The organism is Streptomyces sp. NPDC008125 (genome assembly GCF_042957125.1).
Classification (GTDB): domain Bacteria; phylum Actinomycetota; class Actinomycetes; order Streptomycetales; family Streptomycetaceae; genus Streptomyces.
Genome location: NZ_JBIBHR010000009.1, coordinates 293,602 through 310,651, shown reverse-complemented (window position 1 = coordinate 310,651; position 17,050 = coordinate 293,602). Strand labels below are relative to the sequence as shown.

Below are 17,050 nucleotides of genomic sequence, written 5' to 3'. Positions count from 1 at the left end.
GTCGTGCCGGTCCCTCAGACGAGGGTCGTGGCCGGGCCCGCCGCGACGCAGAACTCGTTGCCCTCGGGGTCGGCCAGGACGAGATGGTGCCCGGTGAACTCCTCCCGTACGACCCCGCCCGCCGCGACCAGACGTACGGCCTCCGCCATGATCCGCGCCCAGCGCTCGTCGGGCGTGCCGTGGCCCGGCACCCGGATGTCGATGTGGAGCCGGTTCTTGGCCGTCTTGGGCTCGGAGACCTTGAGGATCGCGAGCCGGGGACCGATACCGTCCGGATCGCAGAGCCAGGCCCCGTCGTCCACGGACTCGCCCTCCGGCAGGTCGAACTGGGCGAGCCACTCCGCGCGCGTCGCGAAGGGGGCGGGCGGCGGCTCGTCGACGTAGCCCAGCGCCTCCCGCCAGAACCTGGCGAGGAGCTGCGCGTCCGTGCAGTCGAGCGTGAGGTCGATTCTGGCTGCCATGGGCGGACTGTACCGGGCGGGGCGGGGTGGTGACGGGGGCGGTACGACCGGGGGCGTTGCGGTCGGGTGCGTGGGTGCGCGGGCGGGCTGGTTCGCCGTTCGCCCGTCGAGCAGCGTCCGGGCAGGCGCGGCGGCAGGCACGGCAACCGGCTCGCACCGGGCATTGTCAGTGGCGTCGGGCACACTGCGCCGTATGAACTCGGTGACCGCCCACGACTACGCCTGGATTCGCAACTCGCCGCTTTTCGACCACATGTTGGACGGGGGATACACCGTGACCCTGATACAGCGGCGGAGCCCGCACGAGGTGCTGCGCGCGGTGGAGGCGGAACCGCGCGGCACCGGAGAGGGGGCGGCCGGGCTGGCCGAGGCGGACGACGCCCACCGCGCCGAGGGGGGTTACGACTACGGGGACGATTCCTTCATCGCGGGCGCCTTCAACACCCATGGTCTGGACGGTGACTGGACGGTTGTTCTCGGTTTCGACGGCGGCCTCGGTCTGCCGCGCGTGGAGAAGTTGTCGGAGGGCGGCCGGGTGGTGGTGCATTCGAGCAACGGCGGCAAGCCCATCCATCTCTTCGACTGGTACGAGGAGGGCGAGCTCCGTACGTCCTTCGAGGGCCCCTCGGCGCGCCACGGCAGCAGCCCCGACGAGCTGGTGCCTCTGCTGCGGGAAGTCGGCTTCCCGCTGACTCCCGAGGGAGAGCACGACGAGAACGCCCCGGACACTGACCGGTTCGACGGGAAGGCAGCGGTCCTCGCCCTGGCCGAGAGACTCACCGGCGTACGCGTCACCGAATCCTTCCTCCGGGACGCCACGTACGAACTGGGCCTCGTCCCCGAACAGCCTGCCGAGGAGTGGACGAGCGTGGTCATCGACATCACCGATGCCCACGGAGAGCGGCTGTACAAGGAGTGGACCTACGAGGAGGTCGCGGCGGCCTCCGAACGTGCGCGGGCGGAGGCGAACGCACCGGTCGTGATCACCTACGACGAGCCGTTCGTGATCACCGACGACGAGCCGTCCGTGATCACCGGGCTGCCGGCCGTGGATCGTTCGGAGCGCGGGGCGGGTGAGTAGGGAAGCGAACGGCGCGCAGAGGGCGCCCCGGGGCGCCCGTGGTTCCACGAGGCGGACCCGAGTCTCGGACCCCGAGGCTCGACCCCCGACCCTCGAGTCCCGAGTCTCGGGGTTCGAGGGTCGATCACTCTCCCACCACTCGTTCGAGGGGCGCGACAGGAGACCGAGTTGACGCTTGAGCCGACGCTTGAGCTCCGGGATTCGGGGGTCGGGATGCGAGGTCCGGGCTTCGAGCGATGTTGTTCATCCGGGAGGTAGGTAGGGGGATTTGAGGAAACCTCCCCCACCTCCCACCCCCGTCACGGCCAGCAAGTATGACTAATGGTGAGCAAGTTGCGGCAGAGAGTCACGCGCGCTTACGGTGCCCTCAATGAATCGACCCCGACGCGGTGTTGTCGCACCAGGCCGGGGTCTCACCAAAGATCGCACCCTAAAGAAAGACGATCTCGTGGCTACCCAGCACCTTAGCTCCGCCCTGTCGGCCCCCGCAGCCTCCCGCCCCTACCGCAGGGCCAACACCGGCTACGGCAAGCAGACCATGTCCGGCCAAGTCGCTGCCGGACTGCGTGACTTCGCGTTCCTGCCGGAGCGTGAGCGGTATGTCGCCGCCTATGTCGATCACCTGCCCGACGGCGCTGCGATGGACATCAAGTCGCTGGCCAAGGACCTGCCCCTGTACGGGCAGATGGCCATCGGTACCGCTCTGCGCGCCCTCGGCGTGGCCGGTCACCTGCGTCGCGTACGCAGGCGGGCGGAAGGCGGCGGCCCGTGCCGGTGGGTGACGCTCACCTTCTGGTCGCGCACCGCCCACGACAACGAGTGGTGGACCGCCAGGCTCGAAGGTGAAGCCGCCGCGTGCGCGCATCCGTGCGCGCCCTCCGAGCCCCCCGCGCAGGAGCAGCCGTGCGCGCCCTCTGCGCCCGAGCAGCCGTGCGCACCCTCCGTCGAGCCGCGCCTTGCGTCCCGGCCCGACCCGGTCGTCCCCCGCCGGCGCCCGACCGAATCGACCCCCGGCCGGCCTCCGTCCCCGGCCTGGACATCCGAGGCGGTCGCCCCGGCCGACCCCGGCCCGGACCTGCCGGTGTCCTCGGCGTCGCTGTCCTCTGCGCCGCAGGGTGTGCCGGTTGCCGCGCCACCTGCCGCCCCACCTGCTGCTGGTGTTCCTCCCGTTGCCGCGGGGCCCTCGCCCGCCTATGTCGCCCTGGCCGAACTCGGGCGCCGCGAGCCTCGCCTGGCGCTCTCCGCCGCGGACTGCGCGGCCCTGGAGCCGCTCGCCGCCGCCTGGTTCACGCGAGGTGTCAGCGCCGGGTACCTGACGTCGGCGATCATCGCCGGACTTCCCGAGCAGGTCGGATCACCCGTCGGCCTGGTGCGCCGCCGCCTCACCGACAAGATGCCGCCCCACCTGCCCGCGACCCCCACCCCGCCGCCGGTCCCGGCACCGGGCACCCCCGACGCCCCCGCACGCCGCCTCCTGGTGGAGTGCACCGACTGCGGACGCCCCGCCCGCGCCGAAGCACTCCCCGACGGCCTCTGCGCCTCCTGCCGCAAAGCCCACCAAGCCCCGGAACCCGCCGAACCGGCTGTGGTTCCGGCACAGGTCGAACGCGATGTCCCGGCCCTCGTCGCCGGTCTCCGCAACCTGATGCGGACGCCGTGATGCGGCGCCACCTGGCTGGGCGCCGTGCGGTACGGCCAGACGGTGGGTCGGGGATTCGGTAGCCGGTGAAGTTACGGAGCACGCCCGCCGACGCGGAACGCGTGAAAAGCCCGCGCCGGTGTGGCGTCCCAGGTCAGCCGGTGACCTCACCAGTCTTGACGCCTGCCACGAAGCCCCCGCTGCCCGGTCTGACTGGCTTCGTGTCCCAGTGCATCTGGGGGCCGTTGCGTGGGCTGACCGTCCCGCCGTGAGCCCGTGCCAGGGGGCGTCGGAGGTACGGAAGTTCACTCTCCGTGTCTGCGTCGTGCTGTCCCGTACCCTGGTGATATGACCTACGCGGGGAAGAAAGTTCAGCAAGCCCGCAAGCTAAGTGGGCTCACGCAGAAGGAGTTGGCCTCCGCTTCGGGCGTCTCCCTCTCCACTATTCGGAACCTGGAGCAAGGCGATCGGCGCGACGCGCGCATGGAGACGCTACACAAGATCGCTAAAGCGCTTCGCCTTCCGACCATGGCTCTGGTGGCGGAGCCGCGAGAGGAATCGGCAAGCAGCGACATTCGTGACCTGTGGGCGCCCGTACGCGCCGAATTGATGCGTCCCCCGTCCCGGGAAGGCGGCGACGCGGCCACACCCCAAGGAGTGGCAAAGATCTTCGAAGGTGCGGCGGCGCTCTATCGGGACCACCACTTCGCCGAACTCGCCGCCCTCCTGCCGCCGTTGCTGCGTGATGCGGACACGCTCGACGCAGAAGGGCGTGGGATGCGAGTGCGGGTCCTGCAACTCGCTGCCGGAGCGCTCACGCACACGCGGCAGTTCGATACTGCGGAACTCGTTGTTCGACGGTCCTTGGCCGACTCGCAGGACCGGCTGGAGGCGTCCGCGAGCATCAACACGTTGTCCTGGCTGCTGATTCGGCAAGGGCAACTCGATGAAGCCCAGGCGCTAGCCACGCAGTGGGCAGACGATTTGGAACCGCGCATCAGCCGGGCGACGGCTTCCGAGCTCTCGGCATGGGGCTTGCTGCTTCTCCGGGCGTCCGGTGCCGCCGTCCGCAACAACCAGCCGGAGGCCGCTGCGGACATGAAGCGACTGGCCCGCAGTGCCGCGACGGCCATTGGGCGGGAAGTGCAGGTCGGTCACGAGACCGTTCGTACGTTCGGTCCCACGACAGTTCGGATGCTCTCGGTTGAGGACGCCGTGGTCCATGAGCAACCGGATCGGGCGCTGAGGCTGGCGGAGCGGATGCCCTGGTTCGTGGTTCGACCGTCAAGCAGTGTCAGGGGCAGGCATGGGCTGGACGTGGCCATGTCCCACGCACTGCTCGGCCAGTACACGGAGGCCTTCGGCAAGCTGTCCGAGGTGCAAGCGGCATCCCCGGAGTGGTTCCCCAACCAGATGCCGGCACGGGACACGTTGCGAAAGATCGTCAAGGGGCGACGTACGTTGACGCCGGAAATGCGGCTCATGGCCGATACGCTGCAACTACGTCTCTAAGGTGGTATTTCCCAGCTTTCAGTAGTCGAACTACCACTGACAGTGCTCGGTGCGAGGTTCTAGCTTCGGCTCATGACCGGACGTAGCCCCGCTGCACGAGCCCGGCGCCGAGCACTTGCCGACGCCGCATTCGGAGACTGGCCGACTGGCCCGTACCCCTCGCCGCCCCCTTCCGCGCGTCTTCGGGAAGGGTGCGGCACCTCGAATCCGAAGGCTGCGCAGTGACCGCCCCGGAGCGCGGCACGCTGCTGGTGGACGCGCGGGGCCGAGTCGGTGTGTTCATGGGGATGGGCGGCCCTCGCTACATGCTGCGCCCCCTCGGCGGCGGGCTCGAATGGGAAGCCGACCCCGGAGTCGTCCGGCCGGCCACCTCGACAGAGCGGCTGCGGGCCGAGAACGCCCGGTGCAACGCACGGAGTCGGGGTGACGTGCTGTGAAGGTGCCGAGCGTGCGTGAGCCGGTGGCCGCCCGCGTTGCCGTTCCCGAGGGCGCGGAAGACCGGGTCGCCGAAGTGCGTTGGGTTCCGCTGGATCAGGTGGAGCCGGTCGCGGCCGGTCTCCTGGCGCGGCGTATCCGTGAGGCCGTGGCCGCGTTCGGGCACGGGCGGCAGCCGTTGTCGCTGAACGGTCTGGTGGCCGTGTGACCCCCTGAAGGCCGTCTCCCCGGCCTCCCCGGCCGCCCCGACCGGCCCTTTTCGGCGCCGTAGCCCTGGGGTCGTAGCCCTGGCGCCTCAGCCCCGGAGTCGTAGCTCCGGCGCCGCAGCTCCGGCGCCGTAGCCCCCGTAAAGCCCCGTCCGCCGGTTCTGCCCCCACCGGGATCGTGCGGACGGCCCGCCCCGCTGCACCTGGTCCTTGCAGTGCGCGCGGGTGCGAGCCTCGCTCGGCCCTCCCTCCGGGGGGCGGGCGGGGCTTCCCTTGTCCCTGACACTTCCGTGAGGCCTCTCGTGCTGCAATGCACCGCTGTACGCCGTATCCCCGAGATCGAAGCGCTGGTCGCCCTGACCACCATGGAGAGAGCGCCCGAGCAGCCCATCGACCACCTCTCCTTACTCGACGAGTACGCGCTCTGCGAGCTGGGCGAGCACGCCGAAGACGTTGAGCACGCCGCCTTCGTCGGGGGTGCGGAGGACGGCTCCGACATCGAACTCTGGATGTACTGGGACGACGGTCTCCCGGTCCGGTTCGAGGAGTCCCGCTCATGCCGTGCCGTCATGTGGCTGATCAGCCGGCCCGACCGGGCAGACCGGTGCACTCTGCCCCCGGGGCACCCTTCGGGGCATTCCTGGGACGTGACCGACCCGCTCGGTGACCTGTTGGACGAGGTCGCCCGCCCCCTCCTGGGCGGGCACGCGGACGACCAGGGCGACACACTGTGACGGACGCGCTGTACTTCCACTGCAACGACTCCCGCCGCGCCCCATGGGCCGGAACGGCCGAGCACCACATGCTGACCGACGTACCCCGCTCGGTGACCTGCGAACTCGCGCAGAACCACGACGGTGACCACGCGGACCACCTCGACTACCTCGGGCTCGAGCACGGTGACCTCTGGGCGTACTGGAACGACGCCGACCACGTCACGTACGCGGTCGCCCTGCCGTGCGGAGTGGTGGACCGGACGCTCCCGGCGATTCACCAGGACCCCTGCCACCTGTACGCCGGTCACCCTCCGGGGCACTCGTGGGACTTCGTCGACATGCTCCACGACTGACGGCTGTCCCGGGGCCCCGGGCCTCAACCGACCAGTCGGCGCCGCCAGCTGCTTGCGCAGCTTCTTCTGGTTCCCCTCGACCACCTCTCGGAGAGGAACCGACCGGGTTCTGGCTCTGCGCATCGGGCACGGCCATCGTCGCGGGCCACGTGCTACCGGCCTGGTGGGTCGATGCGCCGGCCAACCAAGAAGGCGGCGATACCGCTTGCTGTGGCGTCGAGAGGTCAGACGCGGAGCAGGTCGGTCGAGACCGTCCAGAGGCGCTTGGCGGTGGCGGGATCCAGCGCCCATTCCTTGACACCGTGCGGGTGCTCCGCGAGGTCGGCGTCGTTCGTCACGGTGCAGGCCTCTTGCGCATCGTCGAGGTAGTGGCCTCCGGAGTGCGCGAACTCCGGGGCGACGGCCGCAACGATGCTGGTGGCAGCCCCCTGCTCGACCGTTTTGTACGTGAAGACTCCGGCGGCTTCGGCCGCATCGAGCGACTCCTTCTGCTGTGTGGTGAAGTTCCGCTGCAGTCCCGTCGCGACACCGCCGGGGTTCACCGCATTGGCGATGATGCCGTCGGACGCCCAGAGGCGACTTGCCTCGACGGCGAACAGCGAGTTCGCCGTCTTCGACTGGGCGTAGGCAATCTGCGGATCGTAGCTGCGACGCTCGAAGTGGAGGTCGTCGAAGTCGATGCCGGCACGCATGTGCGCCGTCGAACTGACGGAGACGATCCGCGCTCCGTCGCGGTCTGCCGCTCCCCGGGCCAGGGCGTCATGAAGGCCGACGGCGAGGGCGAAGTGGCCAAGGTGGTTCGTCGCGAATTGCAGCTCCCAGCCCTCACGCGTGCGTTCCAGGCCACCAGTGACCACGCCCGCGTTGTTGATCAGCAGGTGCAGCGGGCCGTCCCACGCGTCAACGAACCGCGTGACGGTGGTCCTGTCGGCAAGGTCGAGCCGGACGACTCGGGGCCGTATCCCTGTGGTCGACTTCTCGATCGTCTCAGCGACGGCGTCCCCCGCCGTCGTGTTCCGGACGGCGAGCGTCACCTCCGCCCCGGCAGCGGTCAACGCGCGAGCCGTCTCGATCCCGATTCCGGAGGAAGCTCCCGTCACGATCGCGCGGACGCCGGTGAGGTCGACGCCCCGCAGGACCTCGTCCGCAGTGCTGGAGGCGGTGAAGGGCGTGGAGACGGGTTCGCGAGTGGCCATGACGGTGACTATACTTACTAGTCTCTATTTGTATAGTATGACTCCCGCTCGTATGCTCGGTCCATGAACAGTCCCGCTGCCAGTCACCCGCCGTCGACAGTCGCCGACACCGACCGTCGGACGACGGTTCTGGACTCCGCCATGGTCACGTTCGCGCGATTCGGTTACCGGAAGACCTCGATGGAGGAGGTGGCGCGGGCGGCGGACATCTCCCGGCCCGGGCTCTACTTCCTCTTCTCCTCGAAGGAGAGCCTGTTCCGCGCCGCCGTCACCCAGGCGTTGGAGCGTGACATCGCGGCGATCGAACGCGTCCTGGCCGACACCGGCCGACCCCTCGCGGAGCGCCTCCTCGACGCGTTCGACCAGTGGGCGGGCCGCTACATCGGCCCGCTGACACGCGATGTGGCGGTGGTCATCGAGGACAACTCCGGCCTCCTGGGGGAGATCGTCGAGACCACGCCGCAACGTTTCGAGCAACTGATCACGGACGCGATCGCCGTCGACGCGGGACAAGTGACGGCCCGTCAAGTCGCCCAGACGATGATCAGCGCATCGACCGGCCTCAAGCATCAGGCGGCATCGAGGGACTTCTTCCTCGAACGGCTGGAGGTCGCCATCGGTCTCCTGGTGCGCTGAAGCTGGGGGCCGTCGCCCGTTCCGCCCCGATCGGTTCATTCCCCGCAGGTGCAACCCTTCGCTGCCGTCGCGACCGTGGTCGCGCCCTCGGTCGCCTCCGGCCGGTCCGCGCAGCAGGCGCCCCCGCCGTGCGCGAGTGCGGGGCTCTTGCCCAGCTGATCGGCATCGGCCTTGACGGTGTAGACCTCCCAGGGTTCCTTGCCGGGGCCGTGGACCCACACCTTGTCCTGGAGGGCGTAGCAGCAGGAGGTGTCGTTCTCCTCGAAGGTGGCGAGCCCGGCGTCCGTGAGGCGGGTGGTCGCGGCGGTGACCTCGTCCGTGCTGTCGACCTCGACGCCGAGGTGGTCCAGGCGGGTCTCCTGGCCCGGCTCGCCCTCGATGAGAACGAGCTTGAGCGGTGGCGTGGTGATCGCGAAGTTCGCGTAACCGGGGCGCCGCTTGGCAGGCTCGGTACCGAACAACTTCGAGTAGAAGGCGACGGACGCTTCGAGGTCCGCGACGTTGAGCGCGAGCTGGACACGGGACATGGTGTACCCCTGGATCAGGTTGTATCGATGTCTGTCGATTCAAGGTTGCATCCTGAATCGAGAAACGTCAATATAGAAGCATGTCGAAACAAGAGCTCGTGGTATTCGACCAGGACGGTGCCGGACGTGCCGGGGGATGCTGCCCCGGTCTGCTGACCAGCCCGTTGGACGAGGAGCGCTCGCAGGAGCTGGCGAAGGTGTTCAAGGCGCTGGGCGACCCGGTGCGGCTGAGGCTGCTGTCGATGATCGCCTCGCGGGCGGGCGGCGAGGTCTGCGTCTGCGACCTGACCCCGGCCTTCGACCTGTCGCAGCCGACGATCTCCCACCACCTGAAGCTGCTCAAGCAGGCCGGGCTGATCGACTCCGAGCGGCGCGGGACGTGGGTGTACTACCGGCTGCTGCCCGAGACGACCGACCAGTTGGCCCAGGTCCTCTCCCGCCCCGCAGGTCCTGCCCCCGCAGGTCCCGCCGGGGCGTCTCTGCCCGTGGCGCCCGTGGCGCCCGTGGCGCCCGTGGTGCCCGTATCGGCGGGGACCGCTTCATGAGCGCCGACACCGCTCCCGGCGCCGGGGCCACGGCGTCCGCACTGCCGGTCGCCGGGCGGCTGTCGTTCCTGGACCGCTTTCTCGCCGTGTGGATCCTCGCCGCGATGGCCGCCGGGCTCGGACTGGGCCGCCTCGTACCGGCGTTGGGCGACGCGCTCGCCAGAGTGACCGTCACCGGGGTCTCGCTGCCGATCGCGCTCGGCCTGCTCGTGATGATGTACCCGGTCCTCGCGAAGGTCCGTTACGACCGCGTCTCCACCGTCACCCGCGACCGGCGCCTGCTCGTCCCGTCCCTGGTGCTGAACTGGGTCGTCGGCCCGGCGCTGATGTTCGCGCTCGCCTGGATCTTCCTGCCCGACCTGCCCGAGTACCGCACCGGGCTCATCATCGTCGGCCTGGCCCGCTGCATCGCCATGGTCGTCATCTGGAACGACCTGGCCTGCGGCGACCGCGAGGCCGCCGCCGTCCTCGTCGCCCTCAACTCGGTGTTCCAGGTGATCGCGTTCTCCGCGCTCGGTTGGTTCTACCTCAGCGTGCTGCCCGGATGGCTCGGACTGGAGCAGACCGCCCTGGACGTGTCGGTGTGGGAGATCACCCGCTCCGTGCTGATCTTCCTCGGCATCCCGCTGCTGGCCGGATTCCTCACCCGGCGCCTGGGCGAGAAGGCCAAGGGGCGCACCTGGTACGAGACGAAGCTGATCCCTCGGATCGGGCCGTTCGCCCTGTACGGACTGCTCTTCACCGTCGTCGTGCTCTTCGCCCTCCAGGGCGACGCCATCACCTCGAAGCCCCTGGACGTCGTCCGTATCGCGCTGCCGCTGCTGGTGTACTTCGCGGTGATGTGGGCCGGGTCCCTGGCGGCCGGCCGCGCGCTCGGCCTCGGCTACCCGAAGGCGGCCACGCTGGCGTTCACCGCCGCGGGCAACAACTTCGAGCTCGCCATCGCGGTCGCCGTCGCCACCTTCGGCGCCACCTCCGGCCAGGCCCTCGCCGGAGTCGTCGGCCCCCTCATCGAGGTCCCCGTCCTCATCGGCCTCGTCCATGTCGCCCTCGCCGTACGCCACCGCTTCCCCCGGTCCGCCGACACGGCGGCCGGACCCGTCACCGCTCCGGAAGGTTCCGCCCGTGTCTGAGTCCGTGTCCGAGTCCGTGTCCGAGCCGATGGCGGAGACCAGGCCGTCCGTCCTGTTCGTCTGCGTCCACAACGCCGGCCGCTCCCAGATGGCCGCCGCCTGGCTCACCCACCTCTCGGGGGGCCGGGTCGAGGTCCGCTCCGCGGGTTCCGCACCCGCCGACACCGTGAACCCGGCCGCCGTACGCGCGATGGCGGAGGTCGGCATCGACCTGTCCGCCGAGACCCCGAAGGTGCTGACCGCCGACGCCGTACGGGCGTCGGACGTGGTCATCACCATGGGTTGCGGCGACACCTGCCCCGTCTTCCCCGGCCGGACCTACCTCGACTGGGAACTCGACGACCCCGCAGGACGAGGCGTCGACGCCGTCCGCCCGATCCGCGACGAGATCGAGCGGCGGGTACGGGACCTGTTGGCCGAGCTCCTGCCCGGGAGCGCAGAGAACGCCGAGAACGCCGAGAACGCCGGGAGCGCGAACAGCGCCGGGAGCGCCTGAACCAGTCGTCGCTCACAGGCCGAAGGCGCGCGGCCGGTGCGTCGCGGGAGTGGCGGCCTCGATGAGCGACAGGCCCCGGGGGCGGCCAGACAGCTTCCCGCGCCCTGCACCAGCCGGGCGCCGATCAGCGTCACGGCGTCGGGGGCACACGCACGCCGGCCGGCGAACCCGCGGTGAAGACCACGGTGCCCACCACGAACAACCGGCGGTGGCCGTACCGGTCGCCCAGGCGTGCTGAGGGGATGAGCAGGCACGCGTACGTCAGGGTGTATGCGGCGAGGGCCAGTTGCACGGCGCGAGGACCAGCGCCCGGGCCGGCCCGTATCGCCGGCGCAGCCACGTGGGCGACGGGACGTCGAGCAGTTGCACGAAAGTGGAGCTGAGCACCACCGGCAGTACGAGGCGTCCGCCGCTCACGGCAGCAGAACCGCGGCGAGCTCACGGGGGCGGGCGGCGAACGGGCTGTGGCTGCCCGGCAGGGTGCGTACGGTGAACGGGTTGCCGGGCATGGCCCGATCGGCTTCCGCGATCATCAGATCCTGCACGGCCGCAGGCAGCGCCCGATCGTCCGCGCAGCGCAGGAAGGTCCGCGGGACGCGCCCCCAGTGCTGCGGAGTCACGGTGACCGGGGTCGTCGGGATCGCCAGCGGCAGATCGGGGCTCAGCGCCGAGCGCCAGCGGTCGAAGCGGTCCGGAGCAGTGTCGTGGTAGTGCGTCTGCCGCAGATCCTCGACGTAGGCGGGATCCTGCGAGAGCGGGTTGATCCGCACGGCGCCCAGTTCTTCCGGGTCACCGAGATGGAGACTCCGGCCCCCTGCCGTGGCGTTCTCCGGTGAGCCGAGATAGTCGGAGAACCGGGGCCGCCCGGCGGGCACGAAGGCCGACAGGTAGACGATCTCGTCGACGAGTTGAGGTGCGCGCTCGGCAGCCAGTGACGCGGGGCCGCCACCCGCGCTGTGCGCGACGAGCACGACGCGACGGTGGCGACGGGCCCGGCGCAGTGTGTCGAGTACGGCCGTGGCGCAGTCGTCCATCGTCACGGTGGCGAGCGCGGACTTCTCGGTCAGCAGACCCGGCTGGCCAGGCTGGAGGTATCCGCTGGGCAGCGGCGCGTCGAAGCCGTGCCCCGGCAGGTCGACGGCCATGCTCGCGGCACCGAGTGCGGCGAGTGCGCGCTGCGTCGCCGCCCACTGTCCGGAGCCGTGCCAGGCGCCGTGCACGAAGACGAAGACGGTGTCCGTGGAGGAAGAATCGGTCATGACCGCATTCCACGCGACCCGGCCCCGATCATCCAGCGAAAGATCTGACAAGCTGTCCGGCGATACACGGGAGATATGACGGGAGGCTGACGTGGAGGCGCGGCACCTGCGGTATGCACTGGCCCTCGCGGAGCACGCCCACTTCGGCCGGGCAGCCCGTGCGCTGGGCATCGCGCAGCCTCCGCTGTCCAAGCAGATCGCCGACCTGGAACGGGACGTGGGTGCCCGCTTGTTCGATCGCACCCGCCAGGGGGTGTTTCCCACGGCCGCGGGCGCGGCCTTCCTCTCCCGGGCGCGCAGGGCGCTCGACGAGATTGCGGCGGCCTCGGTCGACGCGGCCAGGGCAGCACGCGGCGAGACGGGGCGGCTGCGCCTGGGGTTCATCGCCTCGGCGCTGCTCGAACCCCTGCCGGACGTCCTCGGCCGGTTCGGCCGCGAACGGCCCGACGTGCGGCTGGAACTGCACGAGATGGCGACCAGGCGCAGCACCGCCGCGCTCGTCGCCGGCGAACTGGACGTGGCGATCGGCCTCGGCCGGCCAGAAGGCGTCGGGGCCGAGCAGCTGGTATCGGTCCCGATCGGACACGACCACCTGGTCGCGGTCGTGAGCAGCACGCACCCCTACGCGGGTCAGGCGTCGGTGGACGTGGACCGACTGCGGCGACTGCCGCTGATCGTCGCGCCGGGGGAGGACGAGCCGGCCGTCGTCGCCGGGCTGCGGACCCTCCTCGGCAAGGACTCCCCGGCGCTCTCCGGCGCGACCATCGCGAGGGACATCCACACCATCATCGGCCTCGCCGCCTGCGGGGTGGGCGTCGGTCTGGGACCCTCCCGCATGCTGACGGCACCACGACGGGGCACGTGGTTCTGCGAGGTGACCCCGCGCACGCCCCTGCCCGATCTGGTCCTGTCCTTCAACGCCCGGGACCGTTCCCCGGCACTGAACGCCTTCCTCGACGTCATCCGGAAGAACTGCCCCGAGGTCGGCGCCGCCCTCGACCACCGGCTCGGCCCGCTCGGACCACAGGAAGAAGGCGACCGCGACTCGCCCCTGTCCGACGTCGCCCAGGCGGAGCGCATTGTGACGTCGCCCCAGCCGGAACTCAGGCCAGACTCTCCCGCCACGCCCGGTGCAGCCCCGCGAACCGGCCCTCGCCGCCGATGAGTTCGGCCGGAGTGCCGTCCTCCACGATGCGTCCGTGCTCCATCACCAGCACCCGGTCCGCGATCTCCACCGTGGAGAGCCGGTGTGCGATCACCACCGCCGTACGGCCGTGCAGCACCGTGTTCATGGCCCGCTGCACCGCGCGCTCGCCGGGGATGTCGAGGGAGCTGGTCGCCTCGTCGAGGATCACCACCGCCGGGTCGGCCAGCAGCGCCCGCGCGAACGCGACCAACTGGCGCTGCCCGGCCGAAATCCGGCCGCCCCGCTTGCGTACGTCGGTGTCGTACCCCTCCGGCAGGGACTCGATGAACTCGTGCGCGCCGATCGCCTTCGCCGCCCGCTCGATCTCCTCCGGTGTCGCGTCCGGGCGGCCGAGCGCGATGTTCTCCGCGACCGTCCCGGAGAACAGGAACGCCTCCTGCGTCACCATCACCACCCCGCGCCGCAGCTCCGCCGTCCCCAGCTCCCGCAGGTCCACACCGTCCAGCAGCACCCGGCCGCCGGTCGGGTCGTAGAACCGGGCCAGCAGCTTCGCCAGCGTGGACTTGCCCGCCCCCGTCGAACCGACCACGGCCACCGTCTGCCCGGCCGGCAGGGTCAGGTCGAAGCGCGGCAGCACCTCACCGCCCGTGCGGTACGCGAACCGGACCCCGTCGAAGACGACCTCCCGGCCCGGCTGCTCGCCGCGCAGCGGGGGCAGTTCCACCGGGGCGGCGGGCTCGGGGACGGACGGGGTCTGCGCGAGCAGACCCGCGATCTTCTCCAGGGACGCGGCGGCGGACTCCCAGGAGTTGAGGAACATGGCCAGCCGGTCGATCGGGTCGTACAGCCGGCGCAGGTAGAGCACCGCCGCCGCCAGCACACCCAGCGCCAGCGTGCCGGAGGCGACCCGGTAGGCGCCCCACAGCACCATGCCCGCGACGGCGATGTTGGCGACGAGCCGGGAGCCCGTCACGTAACGGGCCATCTCCAGCAGGGCATCGCCGTTCGACCGCTCGTGGCGGCGGTTGAGCTTCTCGAACACTGCGTCGTTGGACCGCTCGCGGCGGAACGCCCGCACCGGCCGGATGCCGTTCATCGTCTCGGCGAACTTCACGATCACCGCCGCCATCGCGGAGGAGCGCACCGCATACGCCTGTCCCGCCCGCGCCCGGTAGAGGCGCACCAGCAGATGGAGCGGTACGAAGGAGAGCACCGCGATGCCCCCGGTGCCCAGGTCCAGCCAGAGCAGCATCCCCGCGATGAAGGCGAAGGAGAGGACCACGGTGATCAGCTCCTGGAGGCCCTCGCTGAGGAGCTCCCGCAGCGACTCCACGTCCGTCGTCGACCGGGAGATCAGCCGGCCCGAGGTGTAGCGCTCGTGGAAGTCGACGCTCAGCGCCTGGGCGTGCCGGAAGATCCGGCCGCGCAGGTCGAGCAGCACGTCCTGGTTGATGCGGGCCGAACCCCGGATGAAGGCGTACTGGAGGAGGCCGCCGGCCGCCGCGCAGAGCGCGTAGCCGACGCCCACCGCGATCAGCGGGCCGTGGTCGGAGTCCCGGAACGCGGGCACCGCGCGGTCGATCGCGTACGCCACCAGCAGCGGGCCCGCCTGGACCGCGGCCTGCTGGACGAGCAGCAGCACCACGGTCACCGCGACCCTGGCGCGGAGCGGCCGGAGCAGCGAGACGAGGAGTGCCCGGGTGGCGCCCGGGGGAGTGGGCAGCGCGTCCAGGTCGAACGCGTCACCGGACGTCGGGGTGGTGGCGGGGCCGCCGGCCTCCGGGACGGGGGTGCCGTCGGCGGACGGGGCCCCCGCGGTGGTGGTACTGGTCATGGGGTCGTGGCCTCCTCGGCGACCGTGATGCCCGGGTGTTCGGAGCCCGACATCAGCCAGGCGTACTCGGTGTTCGTCCGCAGCAGCTCCTGATGCGTGCCGACGGCCGCGATCCGGCCGCCGGAGAGCAGCGCCACGCGGTCGGCGAGCATCACGGTGGACGGCCGGTGGGCCACGATCACCGCCGTGGTCTCCGCCAGCACCTGCCGCAGCGCCGCCTCCACCCGCGCCTCGGTGTGCACGTCCAGCGCGGAGAGCGGATCGTCCAGCACCAGGAAGCGCGGCCGGCCGACGACCGCGCGGGCCAGCGCGAGCCGCTGGCGCTGACCGCCCGACAGGCTCAGCCCCTGCTCGCCGACCTGGGTAGCGGTGCCCTCGGGCAGTTCGTGCGCGAACTGGGCCTGGGCGACCCCGAGGGCCCGCACCAGGTCCGCGTCGTCCGCGTCGTCCGAGCCCATCAGGACGTTCTCCCCGACCGTCGCGGAGAACAGCGTCGGCTCCTCGAACGCCACCGACACCAGCGACCGCAGCCGCGCCCGGTCCATGGTCACGACGTCCTCGCCGTCCAGGGTGATCCGCCCGCCGGTGAGCTCGTGCAGCCGGGGCACCAGGGCGGTGAGCGTCGTCTTGCCGGAACCGGTCGTGCCGACCAGCGCCATCGTCTCGCCCGGCCGGACGTGCAGGTCGATGCCGGAGAGCACGGGTACGGAGTCCGGGGCCGCGTCCGGGTAACGGAAGAAGACCCCCTCGAAGACCATCCCGGGGGCGCCCCCGGGCGCGGACGCGGAGCCTGCCTCCAGGCCCGGGGCGAGCCCGGTCTCCTCGGCCAGGTCCATGACCTCGAAGTACCGGTCGGTCGCGGTCGCCGCCTCCTGGCTCATCGCCAGCAGGAAACCGATCGACTCCACCGGCCAGCGCAGCGCGAGCGCCGTCGACAGGAACGCCACCAGCGTCCCCGCCGAGAGGTCCCCGTCCGCCACCTGGACCGTGCCGAAGACCAGCGCCGCGCCGATCGCCAGCTCCGGCACCCCGGTGATGAGCGCCCAGATCCCCGCCAGCAGCCGGGCCTTGGTCAGCTCGGTGGAGCGCAGCCGGTGCGAGAGCTCCTTGAACGCCCGCGCCTGGCTGCGGTGGCGGCCGAAGCCCTTGATGATCCGGATGCCGAGCACGCTCTCCTCGACCACCGTCGTCACGTCGCCGACCTGGTCCTGTGCGGTGCGCGCCGCCAGGGAGTACTTCGACTCGAAGACGGAGCTGAGGACCATCAGCGGAACCGCCGGGGCGAGCAGCACCAGCCCCAGCGTCCACTCCTGGAGGAAGAGGATGACGAACCCGATCGCGATCGTCACCGAGTTGACCAGCAGGAACGTCAGCGGAAACGCCAGGAACATGCGCACCAGCATCAGATCGGTGGTGCCGCGCGACAGCAGCTGACCGGACGGCCAGCGGTCGTGGAAGGCCATCGGGAGCCGCTGCAGCCGGTGGTAGAGGTCGGCCCGCATGCCCGCCTCGACCCCGGCCAGCGGCCGGGCCACCAGCCACCGCCGCAGCCCGAACAGCACCGCCTCCAGGATGCCCAGGAGCAGCAGCCAGAGCGCCCCGAGCCAGACCCCGCCCGGGTCACGGTCGGCCACCGGGCCGTCCACCATCCACTTGAGCACGAGCGGGATGACCAGCCCGAGTCCGGACGCGACCACCGCGACGAACGCGGCGGTGAACCAACGGGCGCGCACGGGACGGAGATAGGGCCACAAACGCGTGAGAGAGCGCACGGTGGACCGGTCCGTGCGCTCGGCGGGGTTCTCGGGCATCAGGGGCGATCCTATGTTTCACCACTGACAACCCTCATCGGGTTTTCCGGCCGTGCGGAAGCC

At 70.9% G+C, this 17,050-nt stretch carries 19 protein-coding genes; 12 read left to right on the top strand and 7 right to left on the bottom strand.

Annotated features, from left to right (window positions below):
• Positions 1–14: 14 nt before the first annotated feature.
• Positions 15–461: a VOC family protein gene (locus ACFZAX_RS18130; RefSeq protein WP_390962579.1), complete on the bottom strand. Its 447-nt coding sequence runs from the start codon at positions 459–461 to the stop codon at positions 15–17.
• A gap of 193 nt (positions 462–654) precedes the next feature.
• Here ACFZAX_RS18130 and ACFZAX_RS18125 point away from each other — a divergent pair, with 193 nt between their 5' ends.
• The 7 genes from ACFZAX_RS18125 to ACFZAX_RS18095 all read left to right on the top strand — a co-directional run bounded on the left by ACFZAX_RS18125 (position 655) and on the right by ACFZAX_RS18095 (position 6,403).
• Positions 655–1,542: a DUF6461 domain-containing protein gene (locus tag ACFZAX_RS18125; protein ID WP_390962577.1), complete on the top strand. Its 888-nt coding sequence runs from the start codon at positions 655–657 to the stop codon at positions 1,540–1,542.
• Positions 1,543–1,990: 448 nt separating this feature from the next.
• Entirely contained in the window at positions 1,991–3,202 is a 1,212-nt protein-coding gene (locus tag ACFZAX_RS18120) for a MarR family transcriptional regulator (protein WP_390962576.1), read from the top strand.
• Positions 3,203–3,529: 327 nt separating this feature from the next.
• Positions 3,530–4,693 carry a helix-turn-helix domain-containing protein gene (locus ACFZAX_RS18115; RefSeq protein WP_390962575.1) on the top strand — a complete coding sequence of 388 codons (1,164 nt, stop codon included), beginning with the start codon at positions 3,530–3,532 and terminating at the stop codon, positions 4,691–4,693.
• 221 nt (positions 4,694–4,914) lie between these two features.
• Positions 4,915–5,130, top strand: coding sequence for a hypothetical protein (locus tag ACFZAX_RS18110; RefSeq protein ID WP_390962574.1), 216 nt, complete (start codon positions 4,915–4,917; stop codon positions 5,128–5,130).
• 11 nt (positions 5,131–5,141) lie between these two features.
• Positions 5,142–5,336 carry a hypothetical protein gene (locus ACFZAX_RS18105; RefSeq protein ID WP_390962573.1) on the top strand — a complete coding sequence of 65 codons (195 nt, stop codon included), beginning with the start codon at positions 5,142–5,144 and terminating at the stop codon, positions 5,334–5,336.
• Between the two features lie 300 nt (positions 5,337–5,636).
• Entirely contained in the window at positions 5,637–6,068 is a 432-nt protein-coding gene (locus ACFZAX_RS18100) for a hypothetical protein (RefSeq protein ID WP_390962571.1), read from the top strand.
• Complete coding sequence (locus tag ACFZAX_RS18095; protein ID WP_390962570.1) at positions 6,065–6,403, top strand: hypothetical protein; 339 nt, start codon at positions 6,065–6,067, stop codon at positions 6,401–6,403. The genes ACFZAX_RS18100 and ACFZAX_RS18095 overlap by 4 nt, the downstream gene beginning before the upstream one ends.
• Before the next feature lie 224 nt (positions 6,404–6,627).
• On the opposite strand, the gene ACFZAX_RS18090 is transcribed toward ACFZAX_RS18095, so the two are convergent.
• On the bottom strand, positions 6,628–7,599 hold the full coding sequence (locus ACFZAX_RS18090) for an SDR family NAD(P)-dependent oxidoreductase (RefSeq protein WP_390962568.1): 972 nt from the start codon (positions 7,597–7,599) through the stop codon (positions 6,628–6,630).
• 63 nt (positions 7,600–7,662) lie between these two features.
• Here ACFZAX_RS18090 and ACFZAX_RS18085 point away from each other — a divergent pair, with 63 nt between their 5' ends.
• The gene (locus ACFZAX_RS18085) at positions 7,663–8,235 is read left to right on the top strand and encodes a TetR family transcriptional regulator (protein WP_390962567.1); all 573 of its coding nucleotides are present in this window, start codon (positions 7,663–7,665) and stop codon (positions 8,233–8,235) included.
• A 35-nt stretch (positions 8,236–8,270) separates the two neighbouring features.
• Here ACFZAX_RS18085 and ACFZAX_RS18080 read toward each other — a convergent pair whose 3' ends face one another.
• Positions 8,271–8,762, bottom strand: coding sequence for an ArsI/CadI family heavy metal resistance metalloenzyme (locus tag ACFZAX_RS18080; RefSeq protein WP_390962566.1), 492 nt, complete (start codon positions 8,760–8,762; stop codon positions 8,271–8,273).
• An 80-nt stretch (positions 8,763–8,842) separates the two neighbouring features.
• Between ACFZAX_RS18080 and ACFZAX_RS18075 the strand changes: the two genes are divergently transcribed.
• From ACFZAX_RS18075 to ACFZAX_RS18065, 3 genes are read left to right on the top strand one after another with little or no spacing between them, the layout of a single operon-like run.
• Positions 8,843–9,307: a metalloregulator ArsR/SmtB family transcription factor gene (locus ACFZAX_RS18075; RefSeq protein ID WP_390962565.1), complete on the top strand. Its 465-nt coding sequence runs from the start codon at positions 8,843–8,845 to the stop codon at positions 9,305–9,307.
• Entirely contained in the window at positions 9,304–10,440 is a 1,137-nt protein-coding gene (arsB, locus tag ACFZAX_RS18070; protein ID WP_390962564.1) for an ACR3 family arsenite efflux transporter, read from the top strand. Before ACFZAX_RS18075 ends, arsB begins: the two co-directional genes overlap by 4 nt.
• A gap of 28 nt (positions 10,441–10,468) precedes the next feature.
• On the top strand, positions 10,469–10,936 hold the full coding sequence (locus ACFZAX_RS18065) for an arsenate reductase ArsC (protein ID WP_390962614.1): 468 nt from the start codon (positions 10,469–10,471) through the stop codon (positions 10,934–10,936).
• A 130-nt stretch (positions 10,937–11,066) separates the two neighbouring features.
• On the opposite strand, the gene ACFZAX_RS18060 is transcribed toward ACFZAX_RS18065, so the two are convergent.
• The gene (locus tag ACFZAX_RS18060) at positions 11,067–11,228 is read right to left on the bottom strand and encodes an MFS transporter (RefSeq protein WP_390962563.1); all 162 of its coding nucleotides are present in this window, start codon (positions 11,226–11,228) and stop codon (positions 11,067–11,069) included.
• A 121-nt stretch (positions 11,229–11,349) separates the two neighbouring features.
• Positions 11,350–12,195, bottom strand: coding sequence for an alpha/beta fold hydrolase (locus ACFZAX_RS18055; protein ID WP_390962562.1), 846 nt, complete (start codon positions 12,193–12,195; stop codon positions 11,350–11,352).
• A 91-nt stretch (positions 12,196–12,286) separates the two neighbouring features.
• Between ACFZAX_RS18055 and ACFZAX_RS18050 the strand changes: the two genes are divergently transcribed.
• The gene (locus ACFZAX_RS18050) at positions 12,287–13,360 is read left to right on the top strand and encodes a LysR substrate-binding domain-containing protein (RefSeq protein ID WP_390962561.1); all 1,074 of its coding nucleotides are present in this window, start codon (positions 12,287–12,289) and stop codon (positions 13,358–13,360) included.
• On the opposite strand, the gene ACFZAX_RS18045 is transcribed toward ACFZAX_RS18050, so the two are convergent.
• Together ACFZAX_RS18045 and ACFZAX_RS18040 are read right to left on the bottom strand one after the other, a co-directional pair.
• Entirely contained in the window at positions 13,299–15,176 is a 1,878-nt protein-coding gene (locus ACFZAX_RS18045; protein WP_390962559.1) for an ATP-binding cassette domain-containing protein, read from the bottom strand. The two genes, ACFZAX_RS18050 and ACFZAX_RS18045, sit on opposite strands and share 62 nt — an antisense overlap.
• A complete protein-coding gene (locus ACFZAX_RS18040) occupies positions 15,173–16,987 on the bottom strand; it encodes an ABC transporter transmembrane domain-containing protein (protein ID WP_390962558.1) in 1,815 nt (604 codons plus the stop codon). The genes ACFZAX_RS18045 and ACFZAX_RS18040 overlap by 4 nt, the downstream gene beginning before the upstream one ends.
• Positions 16,988–17,050: the final 63 nt, after the last annotated feature.